The organism is Ensifer sp. LC11 (assembly GCF_001695835.1).
Lineage (GTDB): Bacteria > Pseudomonadota > Alphaproteobacteria > Rhizobiales > Rhizobiaceae > Ensifer.
Genome location: NZ_MBSO01000019.1, coordinates 43,097 through 61,408 on the forward strand (window position 1 = coordinate 43,097; position 18,312 = coordinate 61,408).

An 18,312-nucleotide genomic window follows, 5' to 3' on the forward strand; every position below is an offset into this window, starting at 1 on the left:
TTCCGACTCACCGGCCCCATGCGTTAGCCTTGCTCCAGATCGAGGGCCAGGCATATGACGATTGGACGACGACGAAAACTGATCAGGCGTCAGCGCACGGGAACGGCGCTGGCGGTTGCCGCGACGATCTCCTTTCTCGCCGGCATGACTGACGCCATCGGGCTGCTCAGCATCGGCGATTTCGTCTCCTTCATGAGCGGCAATACGACCCGAGCAGCGATTGCGCTCGGCGACGGCAATTTTGCCGGCGCGCTGATATTGCTCGGGGCACTGGTGGCCTTCATCGTCGGCAATGCACTCGGCGTAATCGTGGCTGCGCGCCGTGGCGTCGTCGGCGTCCTCACGACTGTCAGTCTCGTGCTGATGACCTGCGCCGGCTTTGGCGCCTGGATGCCGCCGCCCTGCTACTTTTACGGCATCGTGCTTTCAATGGGCCTGGTCAACGCGGCTGTCGAGCATATCGAGGGCCTGCCGATCGGGCTCACCTATGTCACTGGCGCGCTTTCGCGCTTCGGCCGCGGCCTCGGCCGCTGGTTGCTTGGAAACAGGAACCGCCAATGGCTGGTGCAGATCGTGCCCTGGCTCGGCATGTTTTCGGGCGCGGTCGCCGGCGCGGTGCTGCAGCGCCACTTCGGCGCGGCATCGCTCTGGGCGTCCTTCGCGCTCAGTGCCGGGCTCGCGCTTGCCACCATTCTCGTGCCGTCCCGCTGGTCGAAGCGCTACATCAATCCGGGCTGAGCCAGCAGCACCGGCGGCAGCTTTTCGCTTTTCCCAAGATTTTGCCCTTAAGCCCGGCCAGGTTTCAGGGCAAAATCCGCAAAGAAGAATCACGAGCGAGGTCCTGTCATGGCGCTTGCGGCAGCCGTCACCGCGGATGAACTCTACCATCCCGTTCTCAATGCCAATCCGGTGCATCCATCCGGCTGGCCGATCCGGGCAATCGTCAGCTCGCAGACAGAAGCGCGGCACAACCGGGCGCTCTGGGCGCCGACGCATCTGATCTCGATCCGCGCGCCCGGCAGCCGGCTCTTGTCGATGATCGAGCTGCCGCCGGAACGGCATCTGGAACTCTATTTCGGCGACACAACCGATCCGGACGAGCCGGATGCGGCGCGCCCGGATACGATCGATGCGGTCTTCGCCTTTGTCGATCGCTTGCCGGAAGACGCGCATCTCCTTGTGCACTGCCTAAGGGGCATCGGCCGCGCGACGGCGCTCACTCTCGGCGTCCTTGCGCGCTACATGCCGCCGGAAGAGGCGGCCGCAGCACTCCATGCATTGCGCCCCGAGGCCAAGCCGAACCGTCATGTGGTCAACCTTTGTGACACGGCCCTTGGCCTCAAGGGCAAACTCTCAAAGCAGGCGCTGCGCTTCCCGGCCAAGGTTTGGAAACCGGCCAAAAGTTGAGGCAAGTACATGCGACGGTGCCGCCACCCGTTGTGCATTGCACAAAGATTTGACATGATCTCAGGAAAGAACGGAGACAGTTCGATGCTCGAGCGGGCATGATGCTGTAAGCCTTTGTTTTCGGGTGGCCTTTGACGGGATGATGTTGACGTCTCCGACGGCGCCGAGGACAAAAGACGGGAGGAAAAGATGTCCCACGCGGCCTATGTGTTTGACGCCTATGGCACGCTCTTTGACGTGCACGCAGCCGTCAGGCGCCACGCGCAGGAGATCGGCCCGGACGGGCAAGCCTTTTCCGAACTCTGGCGCGCCAAGCAGCTCGAATATTCCTGGGTGCGCTCGCTGATGGGCAGCTATCAGGATTTCTGGCAGTTGACCGAACAGTCGCTCGACTATGCGTTCGCGCGTTTTCCGTCGGCCGACCCAAAGCTTCGCAAGCGCTTGCTCGACGCCTATTGGACGCTCGATTGCTACCCTGAAGTACCGGCGGTCCTGAAGGGGCTCAAAGAGCGTGGCGCGCGGATCGCCATCCTCTCCAATGGCTCCCCAGCCATGCTGGCCTCGGCGGTCCGCAATGCCGCGCTCGACATCGTCATCGACGACGTCTTCTCGGTCGACGCAGTCAAGGCCTTCAAGGCGGCACCTGCAGTCTACGACCTCGTCACCACCAGCTACCGGCTTTATCCGCATGCCGTCTCGTTCCAGTCGTCGAACCGCTGGGATATCGCCGGAGCGACGAAGTTCGGTTTCCGCACAGTCTGGATCAACCGGGCCGACATGCCCGACGAGTATCGCGATCACGGACCGGCCCTGATCCTGCCCTCTCTCGAAAGCCTGCAATTCGGTATCTGAAGGATTTCCCCATGGTCTGGTCGCCAGCGCAATATCTCAAATTCGAAGATGAACGCACACGACCCGCCCGAGACCTCCTCGCCCAAGTCCCCGAGCTCCCCGAAGGCATTGCATTCGACCTCGGTTGCGGCCCGGGAAATTCCACCGAACTCATCCGCGACCGGTTTCCCTGGGCCACGCTTTCCGGTCTGGACAGCGATGAAAACATGCTCGTCGCCGCGGCCAAGCGGCTGCCAGGCATCACGTTCGAAAGGGCCGATCTCGCAAACTGGAGCCCACCCAATGGCGCTTCGCTGTTTTACGCGAACGCCGTATTCCAGTGGCTTCCCAATCATCTCGCCATCTTCGAACGGTTGATGACTGCCCTTGCCGCAGGCGGCACGCTCGCCGTCCAGATGCCCGACAACCCCGACGAGCCAACGCATCTTCTGATGGAGGACGTCGCGCGCAGTCCGGCCTTCGCCGATGCTTTTGCCGGCAAGACCATTCGCCGCGCTCCTCTGACGGCGCCGGCGACCTACGTCGAATGCCTCGCTCCGCAGGCCGCAAACATCGAGGTCTGGCATACGATCTACTATCACAGGCTTGCCAATGCCGAGGCGATCGTCGAATGGGTGAAGGGGACGGGTTTGCGTCCTTATCTCGACGCCTTGCCGGAAGCGCGACGGGATGCCTATCTCGCAGCCTATACCGACCGGATCCGTTCCGCCTATCCGGCCATGGGCGATGGCAAGGTACTGCTGCGCTTCCCGAGATTCTTCCTCGTGGCGGTGAAGGCGTAACGCCTCTGCCGGCTACATACGCTCGGCCAGGAAATCGATGAAGGCGCGGATGCGGGCGGCGAGATGTTCGTGGCCGGCATAGACGGCGTAGACGGTCTCGATCTCGCCCGAGCGATAGTCCTCCAACAGCGGCACAAGTGTGCCGGCGTCGAAGTCCGGCTCGACGTGGAACCGTCCGATACGACCAATGCCGACGCCGGCCAGGCAAAGCTGGCGGACGATCGAGCCGCTCGATACCTGCATGTTGCCGAACACGGAACGGAGTTCCGAAGACTGGTCCGGCATACGGAACGCCCATTCGTCGACGCTGCGGCGGAAGTTGAAGCGGATGCAGTTATGGCCGTCGAGATCGTCGGGCGTCTGGGGGACGCCATGCTTTTCAAGATAGGCGGGCGAAGCGATCACCACCGGACGGCTCTCCATCAGCTTGCGCGCCTTCAAAGATGAATCCCGCAACGGTCCGGTGCGGATCGCCACGTCGGCGCGCTCGCCGACGACATCGATCATGCTGTCGGTAAGCGTCAGATCGAGCCGCACCTCCGGATAGCGTGCCAGGAACTCCGGTGCGAGCGGCATGATGTAGCGCTCGCCGAAGCCGACCGCGGCGTTCACCCGCAAGAGCCCGCGCGGCACCGTGCGGCCGCCGGCGGCCACCAGTTGTTCCGTTTCGACGATTTCGGCAAGGATCCGCTGAGCCCGCTGGAGATAGACCTCCCCCTCCGGTGTCAATTGCAACGTCCGGGTCGAGCGCACGACGAGCCGCGTGCCGAGCCGATCCTCGATGCGGGTGACCAGCTTGCTGACCGCCGATGGCGACAGCTTCAACCGCCGCGCAGCGGCGGAGAAGCTGCGGGTCTCCGAAACGGCAACGAAGACCTCCATTTCACCCGCCCGATTGTCCATGCGGCACCATCCTTTGAATTCAATTCATGATCCTTTGTCCGATTATGCGTATTCTCCTATAGAGTGCCAAGCCTCATATTCCGCTCGACTTCCTCAACCACCAACGCGCCCGGTTCCTCCCAGCCGGGCGGGAAAGGTATTGCCGTGCCCATTGCACTCCTTGCCCTGACGATCGCCGCCTATGCGATCGGAACGACGGAATTCGTGATCGTCGGCCTCTTGCCGACGGTCGCCACCGACCTCAACATCACCCTGCCACTGGCCGGTCTGATCGTCAGCGTCTACGCGCTTGGCGTCACCTTTGGCGCACCGGTGCTGACCGCGCTCACCGGCGGGATCGCGCGCAAACCGCTCCTGATCGGCCTGATGGCGCTGTTCATCGCCGGCAACGCCGCTGCAGCACTGTCGCCGAGTTATGAACCGCTGCTCGTCGCGCGCGTCATTTCCGCCTTTGCCCATGGCGTGTTCTTCTCGGTCGGTTCCACCATTGCCGCCGATCTCGTTCCGGAGGATCGCCGTGCGTCCGCCATCGCCATGATGTTCATGGGGCTCACGGTCGCAATCGTCACCGGCGTGCCGCTCGGCACCTGGATCGGTCAGACCTTCGGCTGGCGTGCCACATTCTGGGCGGTCACCGGCCTCGGCGTCATCGCCCTTCTTGCCATCGCCGCGCTGCTGCCGAACACGCTGAAGAAGGCGGCGCCGGCCAGGCTCATCGACCAGGTGCGGGTGCTCGGTTCCGGCCGCCTGCTGATCGTCTTTGCCATGACCGCGCTCGGTTATGGTGGCACCTTCGTCGCCTTCACCTTCCTGGCTCCGATCCTGCAACAGATCACTGGCTTTTCCGAGAGTGCCGTCAGCCTGATCCTCGTGCTCTATGGGCTCGCCATCGCGATCGGTAACATCGCCGGCGGCAAGATTGCCAACCGCGATCCGGTCAAGGCGCTCGTCGGCCTGTTCATCGCCCAGGCGGCCGTGCTCGTGCTCTTTACCTTCACGGCTCCCTCGCCGGTGCTGACGCTGGTGACGCTTGCTGCGCTTGGTTTCCTGTCCTTCGCCAATGTTCCGGGCCTGCAGCTCTATGTCGTGCAGCTCGCCAAACAGTACCGGCCGGGCGCCGTCGATGTTGCCTCTGCGCTCAACATCGCCGCCTTCAACCTCGGTATCGCCGTCGGCGCCTGGCTTGGTGGCGTGATCGTCGCTTCGCCGCTCGGCCTTGGCATGACGCCTGTCATCGGCGCCCTGCTCGTCGCCGCCGCCCTGCTGCTCACGCTCTTAAGCGGCGCCCTTGATCGTCGGGCCGGCGCCGCCTACCAACCGGCTTGAACAGTCGCCCCGGAAGACCACCTATAACATCGTTCCCTTCCCGCCCGGCCATCGGCCGGGCGCACGCCAGAACAACGTGCCAAGCACAAGGAGTTACCCACCATGCATTCCGTCAATTCCAACGGCGCCAATATTCCGGCGCTCGGCTTCGGCACCTTCCGCATGCCCGGCGCCGACGTGCTTCGCGTCCTGCCGGAGGCCTTGAAACTCGGCTTCCACCACGTGGACACGGCGCAGATCTATGGCAACGAGGCTGAGGTCGGACAGGCCATCCATGCATCCGGCGTGTCGCGAGCCGATATTTTCCTCACCACCAAGGTCTGGGTCGACAAATATGCGCACCGCGACTTCCTCGCCTCCGTTGACGAGAGCCTGAAGAAGCTGAAGACCGACCATGTCGATCTGCTTCTCCTGCACTGGCCGGGCGGCAGCGACGTACCGATGGCCGAGCGCATTGGCGCCCTCAATGAGGTGCAGAAGGCCGGCAAGGTCCGCCACATCGGCGTCAGCAACTTCAACACGGCGCAGATGGAAGAGGCCGTGAAGCTCAGCGACGCGCCGATCGCCACCAATCAGGTCGAATACCATCCCTATCTCGACCAGACCAAGGTGCTCCAGACCGCCCACAGGCACGGCATGTCGATCACCGCCTATTATGCGATGGCGAACGGCAAGGTGCCTGCTGATCCGCGGCTGAAGGACATCGGCGCGCGTCATGGCAAGACGGCCGCGCAAGTGGCGCTGCGCTGGCTGGTGCAGCAGAAGGACGTGATCACGCTCTCCAAGACCGCGACGATCGAGCGCCTGAAGGAGAACTTCGCGATCTTCGACTTTGCGCTCGGCGACGGTGAGATGGCCGAAATCCATGCGCTTGCCCGTGCCGATGGCCGGATCGTCAATCCGGAAGGCCTCGCGCCTGTCTGGGACAAGGCTGCCTAGTCCGACAGCCATCATTTCGCCGCCGGTCCATTTCCAGCCGGCGGCGGATCGGCTATGGACATCGCCTTGAGGACACCGAACAGAGGGAGGGGGCGATGTCGTTGCATGGCGCGAAGGCGAACGATTTTGCTCCAGACTGGCCGGCGATCGTTGCCGTGGTGCTTGGCGTTACCGCCTTCTCGGTGGCTCAAGGCCTTACCTATCCGCTGATCTCGCTTTCGCTCGAGGGCCGCGGTGTCTCTGCCGGCATGATCGGCCTCAACGCCATGGGCTTTGCCGCCGGCCTTGGTGCCGCAACGCTGCTGCTCGGCCGGTTGACCCGGCTCGCCTCCGCCGACAGGCTGATCATCGCCAGCCTCTGCGGCTGCTCGATCTGCCTTGCGACCCTTGCCGCAACGTCTGAGCTTGCCATCTGGTTCGTCGCCCGCTTCGCGCTCGGCTTCTTCGTCAGCATGGTCTTCATGCTCGGCGAAGCCTGGCTCAACACTGCCTGCCCGGATCGGCTGCGCGGCCGTGTCTCCGGCCTTTATGGCGCCGGCATGTGCGGCGGCTTTGCCGCCGGTCCGCTGGCGATCCCGCTGCTCGGCACCGCCGGCGGGCTCGGCTTTGCGCTCCTGGCGATCTATATCGCGCTCGTCGCCTTCCTCACCGGGCTCCTGACCATGGGCGCCCGCACCCGCCCCGAGCCTTCATCGACACGCGACCCCTTCGCCTTCCTCGCGAAGGCGCCAATCCTGATTCTCATGGTGCTGATGTTCGGCTTTGCCGATATCGCGGCGATCTCGGCCATGCCCGTCTATTTCGTCAAGACGGGACACAGCCAGGCCTTCGCCGCGCTCAGCGTCACGGCGCTTGCGATCCCGACGGCGCTCGCCCAGCCCTTCATCGGCGTGCTTCTCGACCGGCTACCACGCCGTCAGGTGGCGATTTCGGCCGCCGCCGTTGCCGCGACCGGCTATCTTCTCGTGCCGTTCCTGTCTTCCGATATCGCGCTGCTTGTGACATTCGCCTTCATCGGTGCCGCCAGCTTTGCGCTCTATACGGCCGCCTTGACGATGCTTGGCGAAGAATACCGCGGCAGCATGCTGGTTGCCGGCAGTGCCGCCTTCTCACTCGCCTATGCCGCCGGCAGTGCGGCGGGCTCGGGCGCCACTGGCGCCCTGATGAACTTCATCACCCCAGTCGCAGGCCCGATCGGCGTCGGTTCCGTCCTCGTCATCTTCACGCTGGTATTCGCGGTGGCAGGGCGACGCTAGCTGTTGAAATGACGCAATGTCGGACGGGAAACCGTTTCACACTGCACCACTGCATGTTTCCTTTAATCGTAGCCGATCAAAGGACAAAAACATGCAGCAAATCAAAGTGCTACAGCGACCTATGCGCGTCTGGTAAGACGCGCGGCGCTGTAGCTCCCCGCGCAGAGCCGGGCAAGCGCCTCCCCAAAGACGCGGGCGGCGGGCCCGAGCGGCTCGTCTATCCGATGAGCGAGATAGCACTCGGCACCGACCTGGCTGTTGCGGCCAAGGGCTGCCGTCGGCATGCGCACGAGCCGGCCCTCGTCGAGATCGCGCTCCACCTGCCAGAGCGGCAGCCGGCCCCAGCCAAGCCCCGCCCGGATCATCGCATATTTGGCATCCTGACTGTTGACCCGACAGGTCTGCGGCGAAAGCACCCCGAAGTCCCGGCCCACTGTCCGCTGCGACGGATCGGACTGAACGATCTGCAGGTGATCGGCAAGTTCGGCGTTTTCGAGCGCGCCGCCGCCGGCACTGCGCCCAAGGGGGTGGTGCGCAGCGACGACCGCAACGATCTGAACCGTCGAGAGCGCCTGTCGAGCAATTGCCGGGTCGCGGAAATCTTCGCCAACCATGATACCGAGAGTGAACCGGCGTTCGACGAGACCATCCAGCGGTCCGCCCAGCGGCGAAACCGAGAGCCTGATGGAAACATTGGGGTAGATCGTTCGCATCTCGTTCAGCGCCAACCCGATCGTCTCGATCGGGAAGAGCGTGTCGACGATCAGCGAAAGCTCCAGCTCGATGCCTTCGCCGAGCCCGCGTGCCCGGGCTCGCATCGCGTCCACCCGCAGCAGGATGTCGCGTGCGTTCGCCAGCAGCGCCTGCCCTTCCGACGTCAGTACCGGCCGGTGGCCGGAGCGGTCAAACAGGAGGACGCCGAGTTCGGCCTCCAGGTTGGCGATGGCGTGACTGACGGCGGATTGCACGCGTGAAAGCTTGCCGGCGCCGGCGCGGAAGCTCCCGCTTTCGGCGACGGTCACGAATGTCCGCATCTGGTCGAGCGTCAGGGCATCCAGCATGATCGATTCCATAGATCAACTTGATGAAAATTATATCACTCCAAGAGATCAAGGAAAGTACCCATCTTTTCGGTGAACAGCTCATCAGAAAAGGGAATGCAAATGACCAAGGTGCTCGTCCTCTACTACTCCTCCTACGGCCATATCGAGACCATGGCGGAGGCGGTCGCCGAGGGAGCACGCGCCGCCGGCGCCACCGTCACGCTCAAGCGTGTCCCGGAAATCGTCCCCGAGGCCGTTGCCATCAGGGCAGGTTACAAGCGTAACCAGGACGCGCCGGTCGCGAGCGCTGCGGAGTTGCCCGACTACGACGCGATCATCATCGGCACGCCGACACGCTTCGGCAACATGGCAGCTCAGATGAAGAACTTTCTCGATCAGGCCGGCGGCATCTGGGCGCGCGATGCGCTGGTCGGGCGCATCGGCAGCGTCTTTACCTCGACCGGAAGCCAGCACGGCGGCCAGGAAACGACGATTATCGCCACCCACACGGTGCTGCTCCACCTTGGCATGGTGATCGCCGGCCTGCCCTACAGCTTCAAGGGGCAGATGCGCATGGACGAAATCACCGGCGGATCCCCTTATGGTGCCTCGACACTTGCCGACGACGGCAATGGCGGCGACCGTCAGCCAAGCGCCAACGAACTGGACGGTGCACGTTTCCAGGGCCGCCACGTCGCAGAACTGGCAACAGCACTTGTTGCCGGGCGCGCGCGGGTGATGGAGACCGCGTGATGCCCGCCGCTGCGACCTTCATTCGGGAGAGAACCGATTGGGCCGGCGTGGCCGCTGTCGTTGCCGCCGGTATCGTTGCAGCGATGCAGGTCGGCAAAGGGCTGATCGCGGGGCCGATGCTGCAGTCCGACCTCGGGCTCGATCTGGCGGCACTCGGCTGGGTCACGTCCGTCTTCGCCGTCGTCGGCGTCGTCGGCGGCATGCCGGCCGGCGCGATCGTTCCGGCGGCAGGAGATCGCCGCCTTTTCGGGATTGGGATGGCAATGCTTGCGGCCGGCACGCTCGCCGGCGCGGCAAGCCAGACCTTCACCCTGCTTCTCCTGTCGCGCATCGTCGAAGGCTTCGGCTTCCTGCTCGTCGTCGTCGCCGGGCCGGCCATCCTGACGCGCCTGGTGACCTCCGACCGCCGCGATTTCGTCTTTTCGCTGTGGAGCTGCTTCATGCCCGCAGGCATGGCTATCGCCATGCTGACCGGCCCGTTCTTCGGCCGTTGGCAGGCGATCTGGTGGAGCAATGGCCTGATCACGCTGGCAAGTCTCCTCTCAGTCTTTCTCGTGGTGTCGCCGTCGCGTGAGGGTCAGCTGAGGGTCAGCGCTTTCCGCGACGATGTGAAAGAGACGCTTGCGAGTGGTGGCCCCGTCCTGCTCTTCGTGATGTTTTCTCTCTACAGCCTGACAAGTTTCACGCTTTCCAGTTTCCTGCCGATCCTGCTTGTCGAGCGGCTGAAGGTTTCGCTCGGCACCGTCGGCCTCTTCAGCGCTGTCATCACGCTTGCAAACGTCGGCGGCAACCTCGCCGCCGGCCACATGCTGTCTCGCGGTTTCTCCCGCGCCCGGCTCATCGCCGCCGCCGCCATGCTGATCGGCTTGTCCGGCATCTGGATCTTTCTCGGCCGATCCGGCGACGCTCTCACGCTTTGGCTCTGCTTCCTGTTTTCCGCAATCGGCGGCATCATCCCGGCAACGCTGATATCAACGGTACCGCTCCTTTCGCCTCGCCCGGCCCTTGTGCCGATGGCGATGGGCTTGCTGATGCAGGGTAGCAATCTCGGACAGCTCGTCGGCCCCGTCGCAGTCGGCACGGCGATCGAGTTTTATGGCTGGGGCTCAGGGGCGGCCTTCATCGGCGTCGGCGCCGTGCTCTCGATCGTCCTGGCACTGACGCTCGATCGAACCCTGCGCGCCAAATCACAAGCGCACTGAAAAGTGCAAAGCCGCCGCCGACAGCGCGGCAACGAAAAACCCACCGGCTGGTGACCGGTGGGTTCGGCATTTCCAGAGATTCTATCCGGTCCGAATCAGACGAACTGGCTGAGGCCCGGAACCGAGGCGACGACTTCGTCGACCACTTCGTCGCCAGCCTTTTCCTTGGCAAACGCGATGGTCTCCTTGGCGAGCGAGGTGATTTCGCCCATGCCGAGGCCCTGGCTCATCAGCTGCTGGCCGAGCGCCATGACGCCGCCGCCGCCAATGGCTGCCATCAGGCCGCCGAGCAGGCCGCCACCGCCCGAGCCTTCGCCATTGTACTGGGCGATCAGCTCGGACGCGCCCGGGATCGCTTCGATCATCTGGGCGACCGGGCCGTCGGCGGCTTCGCGCTGCAGAAAGCCGAGGATCATGCCGACAGCCTTTTCGGCCGTCGCAGGCTCGATGCCGACGTTCTCCGCGACGCGCGTGACCAGTTCATTCATGGACAAACTCCCTCATTGAATTTTTGACGTTGACGTCAAGGTAAATGATCGTTGCCCAAATAACAAGCCGTGCGCCATGACTATCAACCCCATCGATCCGGCAGCTTTAAGATCACGGGCGGGCACAGCCTTGTTGCCGGGCGCAACCGCACCACCTATAACAGAAAATCAGGCACATTTCGATGACGGGCGCCTGTGCAAAGCTGCGAACCGCCCGCTTTCATTGATGAAACGGAGATGAAGCCCACATGCTGGAAGAAGGCAAGCTCTTTATCGGCGCCAGCCGCAAGCCTGATGATTCGATCAACAAGGGCGAGTATCTGGAGCTGAAATTCGGCAACCGCCATGGCCTGATCACCGGCGCCACCGGCACCGGCAAGACGATCACTCTGCAGATCCTCGCCGAAGGCTTTGCCAACGCCGGCGTCCCGGTCTTCTGCGCCGACGTCAAGGGCGATCTCTCCGGCATCGGCGCGATCGGCGAACCAAAGGATTTCATCGTGAAGCGCGCCGAGCAGATCGGCCTGCCGACGAACCCCTACGAGTGCCAGGAATTCCCGGTCATCTTCTGGGATCTCTATGGCGAGAAAGGCCATCGTGTCCGTACCACCATATCGGAGATGGGGCCGCTGCTGCTCTCGCGGCTGATGAATGCGACCGACGCGCAGGAAGGCGTTCTCAACATCGCCTTCAAGATCGCCGACCAGGGCGGCCTGCCGCTGCTCGACCTGAAAGACCTGCAGGCGCTGCTCAACTACATGGGCGAAAATGCCAGCGAGCTTTCGAACCAGTTCGGCTTCATCTCCAAGGCCTCGGTCGGCTCGATCCAGCGTGAACTCCTGATTCTCGAGCAGCAGGGCGCCGAGCATTTCTTCGGCGAACCGGCGCTCAAGATCACCGACATCATGCGCACCACCAATGACGGGCGCGGGGCGATCTCGGTGCTGGCTGCCGACAAATTGATGATGAACCCGCGGCTTTACGCGACCTTCCTTTTGTGGCTGCTCTCGGAACTCTTCGAGGAACTGCCTGAGGTCGGCGACCCGGAGAAGCCTAAGCTGGTCTTCTTCTTCGACGAAGCACATCTGCTCTTCAATGACGCGCCGAAGGCGCTGATCGAGCGCGTGGAACAGGTCGTGCGCCTGATCCGCTCCAAGGGCGTCGGCGTCTATTTCGTCACCCAGAACCCGCTCGACGTGCCGGATACGGTGCTTGGCCAGCTCGGCAACCGCGTGCAGCACGCGCTGCGCGCCTATACCCCGCGCGACCAGAAGGCGGTGAAGACGGCTGCCGACACTTTCCGTCCGAACCCGGAGTTCAACTGCGCCACGGTCATCACCAATCTCGGCACCGGCGAGGCGCTGGTCTCGACGCTCGAAGGCAAGGGTGCGCCCTCGATGGTCGAGCGCACGCTCGTGCGTCCGCCGCAATCGCGTGTCGGCCCCCTGACGGAGGCGGAGCGCCAGAAAGTCATGGATGTCAGCCCGGTCCGCGGCCTTTATGACGAGGATTTCGACCGCGAGTCGGCCTATGAAATGCTGACGGCGCGCGCCAAGAAGGCGGCTGAAGCGCAAGCGCAGGCCGAGCAGCAGACAACAGAGGCGAGCACCGGCGGCAGCCGCTGGACGCTTCCCGGTTTCGGCGACGACGAGCCGGCCGCACCAGCAGGCAAGCAGGCGCGGCCGCGCAGTTCCGGCTATCAGCGCGAAACGGTGGTCGAGGCGGCGATGAAATCGGTCGCCCGCACCGTTGCCACGCAGGTCGGCCGCGCATTGGTGCGTGGCATCCTTGGCAGCCTCAGCCGGCGTTAAGAGCCGGTCGGCAGCGCCAACACAAAGGATCAATTTGCGCGCCCTGATCCCGATCGGGGCGCATCGCTTTTCTTAAAAGGAACACGCACATGGACGTGAAGGATTCGAACGGCGCCATTCTGGTGGACGGCGACAATGTCACACTGATCAAGGACCTGAAGGTCAAGGGGACTTCGACGACGCTGAAGCGTGGGACGATGGTGAAGGGTATCCGCCTCACCGACAATCCCGACGAGGTCGAGTGCCGGGTGGAGAAGATCAAAGGCCTGGTGCTGCGCACTGAATTTCTGAAGAAAGCCTAGAGCCGAGGGCGCCCTACATTCGGCGCCACCTATCGAACGCGACTTGTGGCGGCTGGCATCGAGTTGGCAGCTGCCGCTCAATGCCGCGTCTTGGTCAATACGCACAAGCCGCTGGGACGAGCGATCGGCACCAGGCCGGCGCGGTGCGCCGAAGCGTATTCGTCAGTCAGTTCCAGCAGGGCAAGTGCGATCTCGTCCCATCGCCACCCCGAGCGCTCGGCAATATCCGTCAGCAGTTCGAACTCATCTCGAATGGCGCTTTGGCATTCGAGTTCGCGTCCCGCGGACGACTGCATTTTCTTTGGTCGAGCGATCATCACGCAGCTCCTTTTGCGCTATCAACGCCGTGACGACACACAGGGTTCCAGTTGCTTGCATGCTCCCCTCGCCCTGCGGCCTTGCCATGGCGGGACCCCATCGGCCGAATGGAACCAATCATTTCTCGATTTGTTGGGTAAGGCAGGAGGTAGCGTTATGAAGAAACTCATTCTAGCGACACTGTTGTCGAGCCTCACCTTCGTTGCCGCAGGCTTCGCCCAAACCACGGTCGTGGTCCCAGGCGAGGTCAAAACCTATGTCCTGCAGCAAACCAATCCGTCGGTGGTGTATGACGGGGCGGTGGTCGTGGGCGAGCCGTTGCCCGAAACCGTCGAAATCTATCCGATCCCTCAGCAGCCGACCTATGGCTATGTCGTCCTCAACCAGCAGCGCGTGCTGGTCGACCCGCAAAGCCGACAGGTGATCGAAGTCCTGCGGTAAATCTGCAAAGAGCCCGGCGGATCCTCCACCGGGCCCTTTGATTTCATTTGTCGCCGCGGTCTCAGGCGACCGTGAGCTTGACGTCGATGTTGCCCTTGGTCGCGTGGCTATAGGGGCAAACAATGTGGGCTTTCTGCACGAGGTCTTCGAGCACGGCCTTGTCGACGCCCGGAGATGAGATCTCAAGTGCCGCATCGATGCCGAAGCCGGCGCCATCCTCGCGCGGACCGATGCCGACCGTTCCCGTCACCCTCGTGTCTTCCGGAAGCTTTACCTTCTCCTTGCCGGCAACGAACTTGAGCGCGCCGAGGAAGCAGGCCGAGTAGCCGGCCGCAAACAGCTGCTCCGGGTTGGTGCCACGGGCGCCGTCGCCGCCGAGTTCCTTCGGCACGGTGAGGGTCACATCGAGAACGCCGTCGGCGCTCTTGGCCTGGCCAGCGCGGCCGCCGGTTGCGGATGCAGTGGTGCGATAAAGAATGGGCATTGGCGTTCTCCTTTGCGTTTCCCGTTGGATGCGAATTTAGATAGCGCAAAATTCAATTGCACGCAAATTAATTTTGCAAATTGCATTTTCAGCAGGTTTTTGCGAGAATGCAGCCATGGCGAACAAAGCGGCACATATTCACGACATCCCCGAGGAGGCACTGGCGCTCGGCAAGCAACTCTGCTTTGCCGTCTATTCAGCGGCGCATGCCTTCAACCGCGCCTACAAGCCGTTGCTCGACCGTTTCGGCCTCACCTACCCACAATATCTCGTGCTGCTGGCGCTCTGGCAACAGGACGAAATGACGGTCAAACGCATCGGCGAGGAGATCGGGCTCGATTCCGGCACGCTGTCGCCGCTTCTCAAGCGCTTGGAGGCGGCGGGTTATGTCGGCCGACAGCGGGATCCGGGCGACGAGCGCCAGGTGATCGTACGCCTCACGGACAAGGGCCGGGACCTGAAGGGCGAGGCTTTCGGCATTCTCATGGATATCGGCAAGGCATCGGGATGCAGCCTGGAAGACGCCGGAGAAATCCGCGAAACGCTGCATCAATTGACGCGACAGCTCAACACCAGCCACGGCACGGACTGACTTGCCGCCGACATCCGCATCGGCAGGCAACCGTCTAGGGCAATTCCAGGAAACGTCGACAACGGCTTTCCGTCCGGAGTTGCGTCATTCAAAGCGTGAGATCCGCAAATTGCAGCGACTGCAGGATCGTCAGATGACGAGGATCGGCGCCTTGCCGCGCACGCGACCATAAAGATCCATCACATCCTGGTTGAGCATGCGCACGCAACCGGACGACACGGCCTTGCCGATCGACTTCCATTCCGGTGTCCCGTGGACCCGGTAGAGCGTGTCCTGTCCATTCTGGAAGATGTAGAGCGCGCGCGAACCCAAGGGATTGTTGAGGCCTGGCGCCATGCCGCCATTGCTGGCCGAATAGGGCTTCAACTGCGGCTGGCGGGCGATCATGCTGTCGGGCGGGGTCCAGCGCGGCCACTTCTGCTTCCATTGGATGACGCCGCGGCCCGACCAGGCGAAACCTTCGCGGCCAAGGCCGACACCGTAGCGCAGCGCCCTGCCGCCCGGCTGGATCAGGTAGAGATAGCGATCGCCGGTATCGACGACGATCGTTCCAGGCTGCTCGCCAAAGGGATCGCTGACTTCCTGCCGGTAGAAGCGTGCGTCGATCTGACGGAAGGGTACCTCCGGCACCTGATAGCCGCCATCATTGATGGAGGCATAAATGTCCGAAACATAGAGGCCCTGCGGCGGCAGACCGGTCGGAAGCGGACCCTCGCCGCCCGGACCTTCATAAACACCCTCGGCGCGCGGATCGGTAAAGCGCCCTTCGAGCGCTGGATTGCGGAAGACCGGCGCCGTCTCATAACGGAAGACATCCGTGTTCATCGACGAGGTGCAGCTTGCAAGTCCGGCAGAGGCGAGCGCCACTCCGGACGAGCGAAGAAACTGACGGCGGGAGAAGAGAACTGAAGAGGACATCGAACTCTGGGGGCTTGAGTGCGGCATGAGGAGTGCTGCATGAATTTGCTTAACGAAATGCTACGCACAGCCCCCACGGATTAGGGCGATGCTTGCATTTACGGCTGGAACGAAGCTTGCGTCGCGGTGCAAAGCAGAGTTCAAACGCTATGAGCGTTGAATCGCGGCTGGCGCATCAGCGTCTCGAAGTCTGCCGCCGAGAGCGGCCGGCTGAAGAAATACCCTTGAATCTCGTCGCAGCCGCTTTGGCGGAGAAATTCGACCTGCGCCTGGGTTTCAACGCCTTCGGCAATGACGCGCAGCCCCAGGTTCTGGGCGAGCGAAATGATCGCTGCAGTGATCGCCTTGTCGTCAAGATCTGCAGGGATATCGGCGACGAAGGATCTGTCGATCTTCAGGCGGCGCACCGGAAACCGCTTCAAGGCGCTGAGGCTCGAGTACCCGGTGCCGAAATCATCGATGGCCAAGTGGACCCCGATCGTCTGCAACTCGTGCATGGTGGCGATCGCACCCGGCACGTCCTGCATGATCAGGCTCTCGGTCAGTTCGAGTTCGAGGCAGCAGGGATCAAGCTCGGTTTCGGCGAGGATCGCTGCAACGTGGCCCGCCCAATTTCGCTCCCGGAACTGGCGCGCCGAAACGTTGACGCTGACGATCAGCGGCGGCAGGCCGGCATCCTGCCAGGCCTTCGCCTGACGGCAGGCGGCGCGCAGCACCCAGTCGCCGATCGGCACGATGAGCCCGGTTTCTTCGGCAAGGGGAATGAAGTCGCCGGGCGAGACTGTGCCGCGCTCCGGATGGCGCCAGCGAAGTAAAGCTTCGGCCGCAAAGACGCGGCCGTTGGCGAGGTTCATCTGCGGCTGGAACTGCAGGAAGAATTCCTCACGCGCCAGCGCCCGGCGCAATTCCTCCTGCTGCCTGAGCTTCTCATGCGCCTTGGCCGCCATTTCCTCGGTGAAGACCTGCAGATTGTTGCGGCCGAGCTCCTTGGCGCGATACATCGCCATATCGGCATTGGCGAGCAGCTCGCCGACCGTCTTGCCCTGATTGGGGAAACAGGCGACACCCATGCTGCAGGTCACCTGCAGGCTCCGGCCTTCGATCTGCATCGGCGCGGCGATTGCGCGCCTGATGTCCTCGAGCCTCGCCAGCACGATGTCGCGTTCGCAGGGGAGCCCGTTCAGAAGCAGGATGAACTCGTCGCCGCCAACGCGCACCACCATATCGGACTTGCGCACCGAGGTACGCATGCGCGAGGCCGTGACCTTCAGCAGTTCGTCGCCGGCGGCATGGCCCAGCGTATCGTTGACCAGCTTGAAATTGTCGAGATCGAGGAAGGCAAGAACCGCCCATTGCCCCGTGCCGCGCAGGGCTTCGAGTGCCTCGGCGACCTGCTCCTCGAACAGCGCCCGGTTGGGCAGACCGGTCAGCGCGTCGTGGTGCGCCATGAAACTGATGCGGTCTTCCGCCTGCTTGCGCTCGATCGCGATACCGGCGAGATGCGCCGCCATCGCGATCAGTTCCTTCTGTCCGTCATCGGGCACGCCCACCGAGCCGGAATAGAGCGCGAAGGTGCCGAGCACCTTGCGCTCGCGCGAGTGGATCGGGGTCGACCAGCAGGAGCGGAAGCCATAGGGGCGCACCAGCTCGCGATAGTCGTCCCAGAGCGGATCGACGAGGATATCCGATACGATCACCTGCTCGCCGCGCCAGGCGGCCGTACCGCAGGAGCCCATGCGAGGTCCGATCTCGACGCCATGGATCGTCGTGCAATAGGACTCATCCAGGCTCGGCGCCGCGCCATGGAAGAGATAACGGCCATCGGCCGAAAGCAACAGCACGGAGCCTTTGATCCCGGGCATCAGTGCCTCGATCAGCAGGATCATGTCGCGAAAGAACTCGTCGAGCGGCCGGCCCTTGGCAATCATCTCCAGCAGGCGGGCCTGCCCCTCGAGCAGGCGTTCGGCCGCCTTGCGATCGGAGATATCGCGCGATACGCCGACGACGCCGACAATCTTGCCGCGCTTGTTGCGCAGTGGCACCTTGGAGGTCATCAGCCAGCGGTCGCGCCCCTTGCTGACGATCGCCCGCTCCTCGATGCCGAAGATCGGCTCGCCGGTTTCGATCACACGACGCTCGATGTCGGCAATCGCCTTTGCCATGTGCGGCGGGTGAAGATCGAAGTCGGTCTTGCCGACGATATCCTTCAGCGCTTCGAGACCGTTGTCGGCAACCGTCACCTGGTTGGCGATCAGGAACCGTCCTTCGACATCCTTGGCGTAGATGTAGTCGGGGACGTGGTTGATCATCGTTTCCAACCAGTAGTGGCGGTCAGCGATGTCTGGCTCATTCGGAAAGATGCGCGCGACTTCCTCGGCCAGACGGTTGCTGGCATCGATCAGGCGACGCGTGTCCTCGTTGCCGCCGGCATTCATGGCAGCGTATCGTGGATTGCGGGACGTGTTCTTCGCCAAGCAAGGCCTCCCGACGCTTTT

The 18,312-nt window shown here is 63.1% G+C and carries 20 protein-coding genes; 13 read left to right on the forward strand and 7 right to left on the reverse strand.

The window, feature by feature from the left end:
- Nucleotides 1-54: 54 nt before the first annotated feature.
- The 4 genes from BBX50_RS14855 to tam all read left to right on the forward strand — a co-directional run bounded on the left by BBX50_RS14855 (nt 55) and on the right by tam (nt 3,041).
- The gene (locus BBX50_RS14855; protein ID WP_065776101.1) at nt 55-738 is read left to right on the forward strand and encodes a YoaK family protein; all 684 of its coding nucleotides are present in this window, start codon (nt 55-57) and stop codon (nt 736-738) included.
- A 108-nt stretch (nt 739-846) separates the two neighbouring features.
- The gene (locus BBX50_RS14860; RefSeq protein ID WP_065776102.1) at nt 847-1,407 is read left to right on the forward strand and encodes a phosphatase; all 561 of its coding nucleotides are present in this window, start codon (nt 847-849) and stop codon (nt 1,405-1,407) included.
- 189 nt (nt 1,408-1,596) lie between these two features.
- The gene (locus BBX50_RS14865) at nt 1,597-2,259 is read left to right on the forward strand and encodes a haloacid dehalogenase type II (RefSeq protein ID WP_065776103.1); all 663 of its coding nucleotides are present in this window, start codon (nt 1,597-1,599) and stop codon (nt 2,257-2,259) included.
- A gap of 11 nt (nt 2,260-2,270) precedes the next feature.
- Nucleotides 2,271-3,041, forward strand: coding sequence for a trans-aconitate 2-methyltransferase (gene tam, locus BBX50_RS14870; RefSeq protein ID WP_065776104.1), 771 nt, complete (start codon nt 2,271-2,273; stop codon nt 3,039-3,041).
- Nucleotides 3,042-3,053: 12 nt separating this feature from the next.
- On the opposite strand, the gene BBX50_RS14875 is transcribed toward tam, so the two are convergent.
- The gene (locus BBX50_RS14875; RefSeq protein ID WP_065776105.1) at nt 3,054-3,944 is read right to left on the reverse strand and encodes a LysR family transcriptional regulator; all 891 of its coding nucleotides are present in this window, start codon (nt 3,942-3,944) and stop codon (nt 3,054-3,056) included.
- Nucleotides 3,945-4,088: 144 nt separating this feature from the next.
- Here BBX50_RS14875 and BBX50_RS14880 point away from each other — a divergent pair, with 144 nt between their 5' ends.
- The 3 genes from BBX50_RS14880 to BBX50_RS14890 all read left to right on the forward strand — a co-directional run bounded on the left by BBX50_RS14880 (nt 4,089) and on the right by BBX50_RS14890 (nt 7,465).
- On the forward strand, nt 4,089-5,270 hold the full coding sequence (locus tag BBX50_RS14880) for an MFS transporter (protein ID WP_065776106.1): 1,182 nt from the start codon (nt 4,089-4,091) through the stop codon (nt 5,268-5,270).
- 102 nt (nt 5,271-5,372) lie between these two features.
- Nucleotides 5,373-6,209 (forward strand): aldo/keto reductase, encoded by an 837-nt coding sequence (locus tag BBX50_RS14885; RefSeq protein ID WP_065776107.1) that lies wholly within the window; start codon nt 5,373-5,375, stop codon nt 6,207-6,209.
- Nucleotides 6,210-6,304: 95 nt separating this feature from the next.
- Nucleotides 6,305-7,465 (forward strand): MFS transporter, encoded by a 1,161-nt coding sequence (locus BBX50_RS14890; RefSeq protein ID WP_065776108.1) that lies wholly within the window; start codon nt 6,305-6,307, stop codon nt 7,463-7,465.
- A 119-nt stretch (nt 7,466-7,584) separates the two neighbouring features.
- Here BBX50_RS14890 and BBX50_RS14895 read toward each other — a convergent pair whose 3' ends face one another.
- Complete coding sequence (locus tag BBX50_RS14895; protein ID WP_065776159.1) at nt 7,585-8,526, reverse strand: LysR family transcriptional regulator; 942 nt, start codon at nt 8,524-8,526, stop codon at nt 7,585-7,587.
- Nucleotides 8,527-8,628: 102 nt separating this feature from the next.
- On the opposite strand from BBX50_RS14895, the gene wrbA reads away from it, so the two are divergent.
- Together wrbA and BBX50_RS14905 are read left to right on the forward strand one after the other, a co-directional pair.
- The gene (wrbA, locus tag BBX50_RS14900) at nt 8,629-9,261 is read left to right on the forward strand and encodes an NAD(P)H:quinone oxidoreductase (RefSeq protein WP_065776109.1); all 633 of its coding nucleotides are present in this window, start codon (nt 8,629-8,631) and stop codon (nt 9,259-9,261) included.
- On the forward strand, nt 9,261-10,463 hold the full coding sequence (locus BBX50_RS14905) for an MFS transporter (RefSeq protein ID WP_065776110.1): 1,203 nt from the start codon (nt 9,261-9,263) through the stop codon (nt 10,461-10,463). The genes wrbA and BBX50_RS14905 overlap by 1 nt, the downstream gene beginning before the upstream one ends.
- 95 nt (nt 10,464-10,558) lie before the next feature.
- Here BBX50_RS14905 and BBX50_RS14910 read toward each other — a convergent pair whose 3' ends face one another.
- The gene (locus tag BBX50_RS14910; protein ID WP_065776111.1) at nt 10,559-10,951 is read right to left on the reverse strand and encodes a DUF2780 domain-containing protein; all 393 of its coding nucleotides are present in this window, start codon (nt 10,949-10,951) and stop codon (nt 10,559-10,561) included.
- 248 nt (nt 10,952-11,199) lie between these two features.
- Between BBX50_RS14910 and BBX50_RS14915 the strand changes: the two genes are divergently transcribed.
- Both BBX50_RS14915 and BBX50_RS14920 read left to right on the forward strand, forming a co-directional pair.
- The gene (locus BBX50_RS14915; protein ID WP_065776112.1) at nt 11,200-12,762 is read left to right on the forward strand and encodes a helicase HerA-like C-terminal domain-containing protein; all 1,563 of its coding nucleotides are present in this window, start codon (nt 11,200-11,202) and stop codon (nt 12,760-12,762) included.
- Between the two features lie 89 nt (nt 12,763-12,851).
- Nucleotides 12,852-13,064: an alkylphosphonate utilization protein gene (locus BBX50_RS14920; RefSeq protein ID WP_065776113.1), complete on the forward strand. Its 213-nt coding sequence runs from the start codon at nt 12,852-12,854 to the stop codon at nt 13,062-13,064.
- 77 nt (nt 13,065-13,141) lie between these two features.
- Here the strand turns inward: BBX50_RS14920 and BBX50_RS14925 are convergent, their stop codons facing one another.
- Entirely contained in the window at nt 13,142-13,381 is a 240-nt protein-coding gene (locus tag BBX50_RS14925; RefSeq protein ID WP_065776114.1) for a hypothetical protein, read from the reverse strand.
- A 157-nt stretch (nt 13,382-13,538) separates the two neighbouring features.
- Between BBX50_RS14925 and BBX50_RS14930 the strand changes: the two genes are divergently transcribed.
- Complete coding sequence (locus BBX50_RS14930) at nt 13,539-13,823, forward strand: DUF1236 domain-containing protein (RefSeq protein ID WP_065776115.1); 285 nt, start codon at nt 13,539-13,541, stop codon at nt 13,821-13,823.
- A gap of 61 nt (nt 13,824-13,884) precedes the next feature.
- On the opposite strand, the gene BBX50_RS14935 is transcribed toward BBX50_RS14930, so the two are convergent.
- The gene (locus tag BBX50_RS14935) at nt 13,885-14,307 is read right to left on the reverse strand and encodes an organic hydroperoxide resistance protein (protein ID WP_065776116.1); all 423 of its coding nucleotides are present in this window, start codon (nt 14,305-14,307) and stop codon (nt 13,885-13,887) included.
- A 115-nt stretch (nt 14,308-14,422) separates the two neighbouring features.
- On the opposite strand from BBX50_RS14935, the gene BBX50_RS14940 reads away from it, so the two are divergent.
- Nucleotides 14,423-14,899: a MarR family transcriptional regulator gene (locus BBX50_RS14940; RefSeq protein WP_065776117.1), complete on the forward strand. Its 477-nt coding sequence runs from the start codon at nt 14,423-14,425 to the stop codon at nt 14,897-14,899.
- A 129-nt stretch (nt 14,900-15,028) separates the two neighbouring features.
- On the opposite strand, the gene BBX50_RS14945 is transcribed toward BBX50_RS14940, so the two are convergent.
- Both BBX50_RS14945 and BBX50_RS14950 read right to left on the reverse strand, forming a co-directional pair.
- A complete protein-coding gene (locus BBX50_RS14945; protein WP_065776118.1) occupies nt 15,029-15,817 on the reverse strand; it encodes a L,D-transpeptidase family protein in 789 nt (262 codons plus the stop codon).
- 140 nt (nt 15,818-15,957) lie between these two features.
- Nucleotides 15,958-18,291: an EAL domain-containing protein gene (locus BBX50_RS14950; RefSeq protein WP_065776119.1), complete on the reverse strand. Its 2,334-nt coding sequence runs from the start codon at nt 18,289-18,291 to the stop codon at nt 15,958-15,960.
- Nucleotides 18,292-18,312: the final 21 nt, after the last annotated feature.

Bases quoted from the DNA above. Each gene is read 5' to 3' on its own strand.
- BBX50_RS14865 (WP_065776103.1), top strand. From the start codon at position 1,597: ATGTCCCACGCGGCCTATGTGTTTGACGCCTATGGCACGCTCTTTGAC.
- BBX50_RS14885 (WP_065776107.1), top strand. From the start codon at position 5,373: ATGCATTCCGTCAATTCCAACGGCGCCAATATTCCGGCGCTCGGCTTC.
- BBX50_RS14915 (WP_065776112.1), top strand. From the start codon at position 11,200: ATGCTGGAAGAAGGCAAGCTCTTTATCGGCGCCAGCCGCAAGCCTGAT.
- BBX50_RS14905 (WP_065776110.1), top strand. From the start codon at position 9,261: ATGCCCGCCGCTGCGACCTTCATTCGGGAGAGAACCGATTGGGCCGGC.
- BBX50_RS14875 (WP_065776105.1), bottom strand. From the start codon at position 3,944: ATGGACAATCGGGCGGGTGAAATGGAGGTCTTCGTTGCCGTTTCGGAG.
- tam (WP_065776104.1), top strand. From the start codon at position 2,271: ATGGTCTGGTCGCCAGCGCAATATCTCAAATTCGAAGATGAACGCACA.
- BBX50_RS14860 (WP_065776102.1), top strand. From the start codon at position 847: ATGGCGCTTGCGGCAGCCGTCACCGCGGATGAACTCTACCATCCCGTT.
- BBX50_RS14910 (WP_065776111.1), bottom strand. From the start codon at position 10,951: ATGAATGAACTGGTCACGCGCGTCGCGGAGAACGTCGGCATCGAGCCT.
- BBX50_RS14855 (WP_065776101.1), top strand. From the start codon at position 55: ATGACGATTGGACGACGACGAAAACTGATCAGGCGTCAGCGCACGGGA.
- BBX50_RS14920 (WP_065776113.1), top strand. From the start codon at position 12,852: ATGGACGTGAAGGATTCGAACGGCGCCATTCTGGTGGACGGCGACAAT.
- BBX50_RS14945 (WP_065776118.1), bottom strand. From the start codon at position 15,817: ATGTCCTCTTCAGTTCTCTTCTCCCGCCGTCAGTTTCTTCGCTCGTCC.
- BBX50_RS14940 (WP_065776117.1), top strand. From the start codon at position 14,423: ATGGCGAACAAAGCGGCACATATTCACGACATCCCCGAGGAGGCACTG.
- BBX50_RS14890 (WP_065776108.1), top strand. From the start codon at position 6,305: ATGTCGTTGCATGGCGCGAAGGCGAACGATTTTGCTCCAGACTGGCCG.
- wrbA (WP_065776109.1), top strand. From the start codon at position 8,629: ATGACCAAGGTGCTCGTCCTCTACTACTCCTCCTACGGCCATATCGAG.
- BBX50_RS14935 (WP_065776116.1), bottom strand. From the start codon at position 14,307: ATGCCCATTCTTTATCGCACCACTGCATCCGCAACCGGCGGCCGCGCT.
- BBX50_RS14930 (WP_065776115.1), top strand. From the start codon at position 13,539: ATGAAGAAACTCATTCTAGCGACACTGTTGTCGAGCCTCACCTTCGTT.
- BBX50_RS14925 (WP_065776114.1), bottom strand. From the start codon at position 13,381: ATGATCGCTCGACCAAAGAAAATGCAGTCGTCCGCGGGACGCGAACTC.
- BBX50_RS14895 (WP_065776159.1), bottom strand. From the start codon at position 8,526: ATGCTGGATGCCCTGACGCTCGACCAGATGCGGACATTCGTGACCGTC.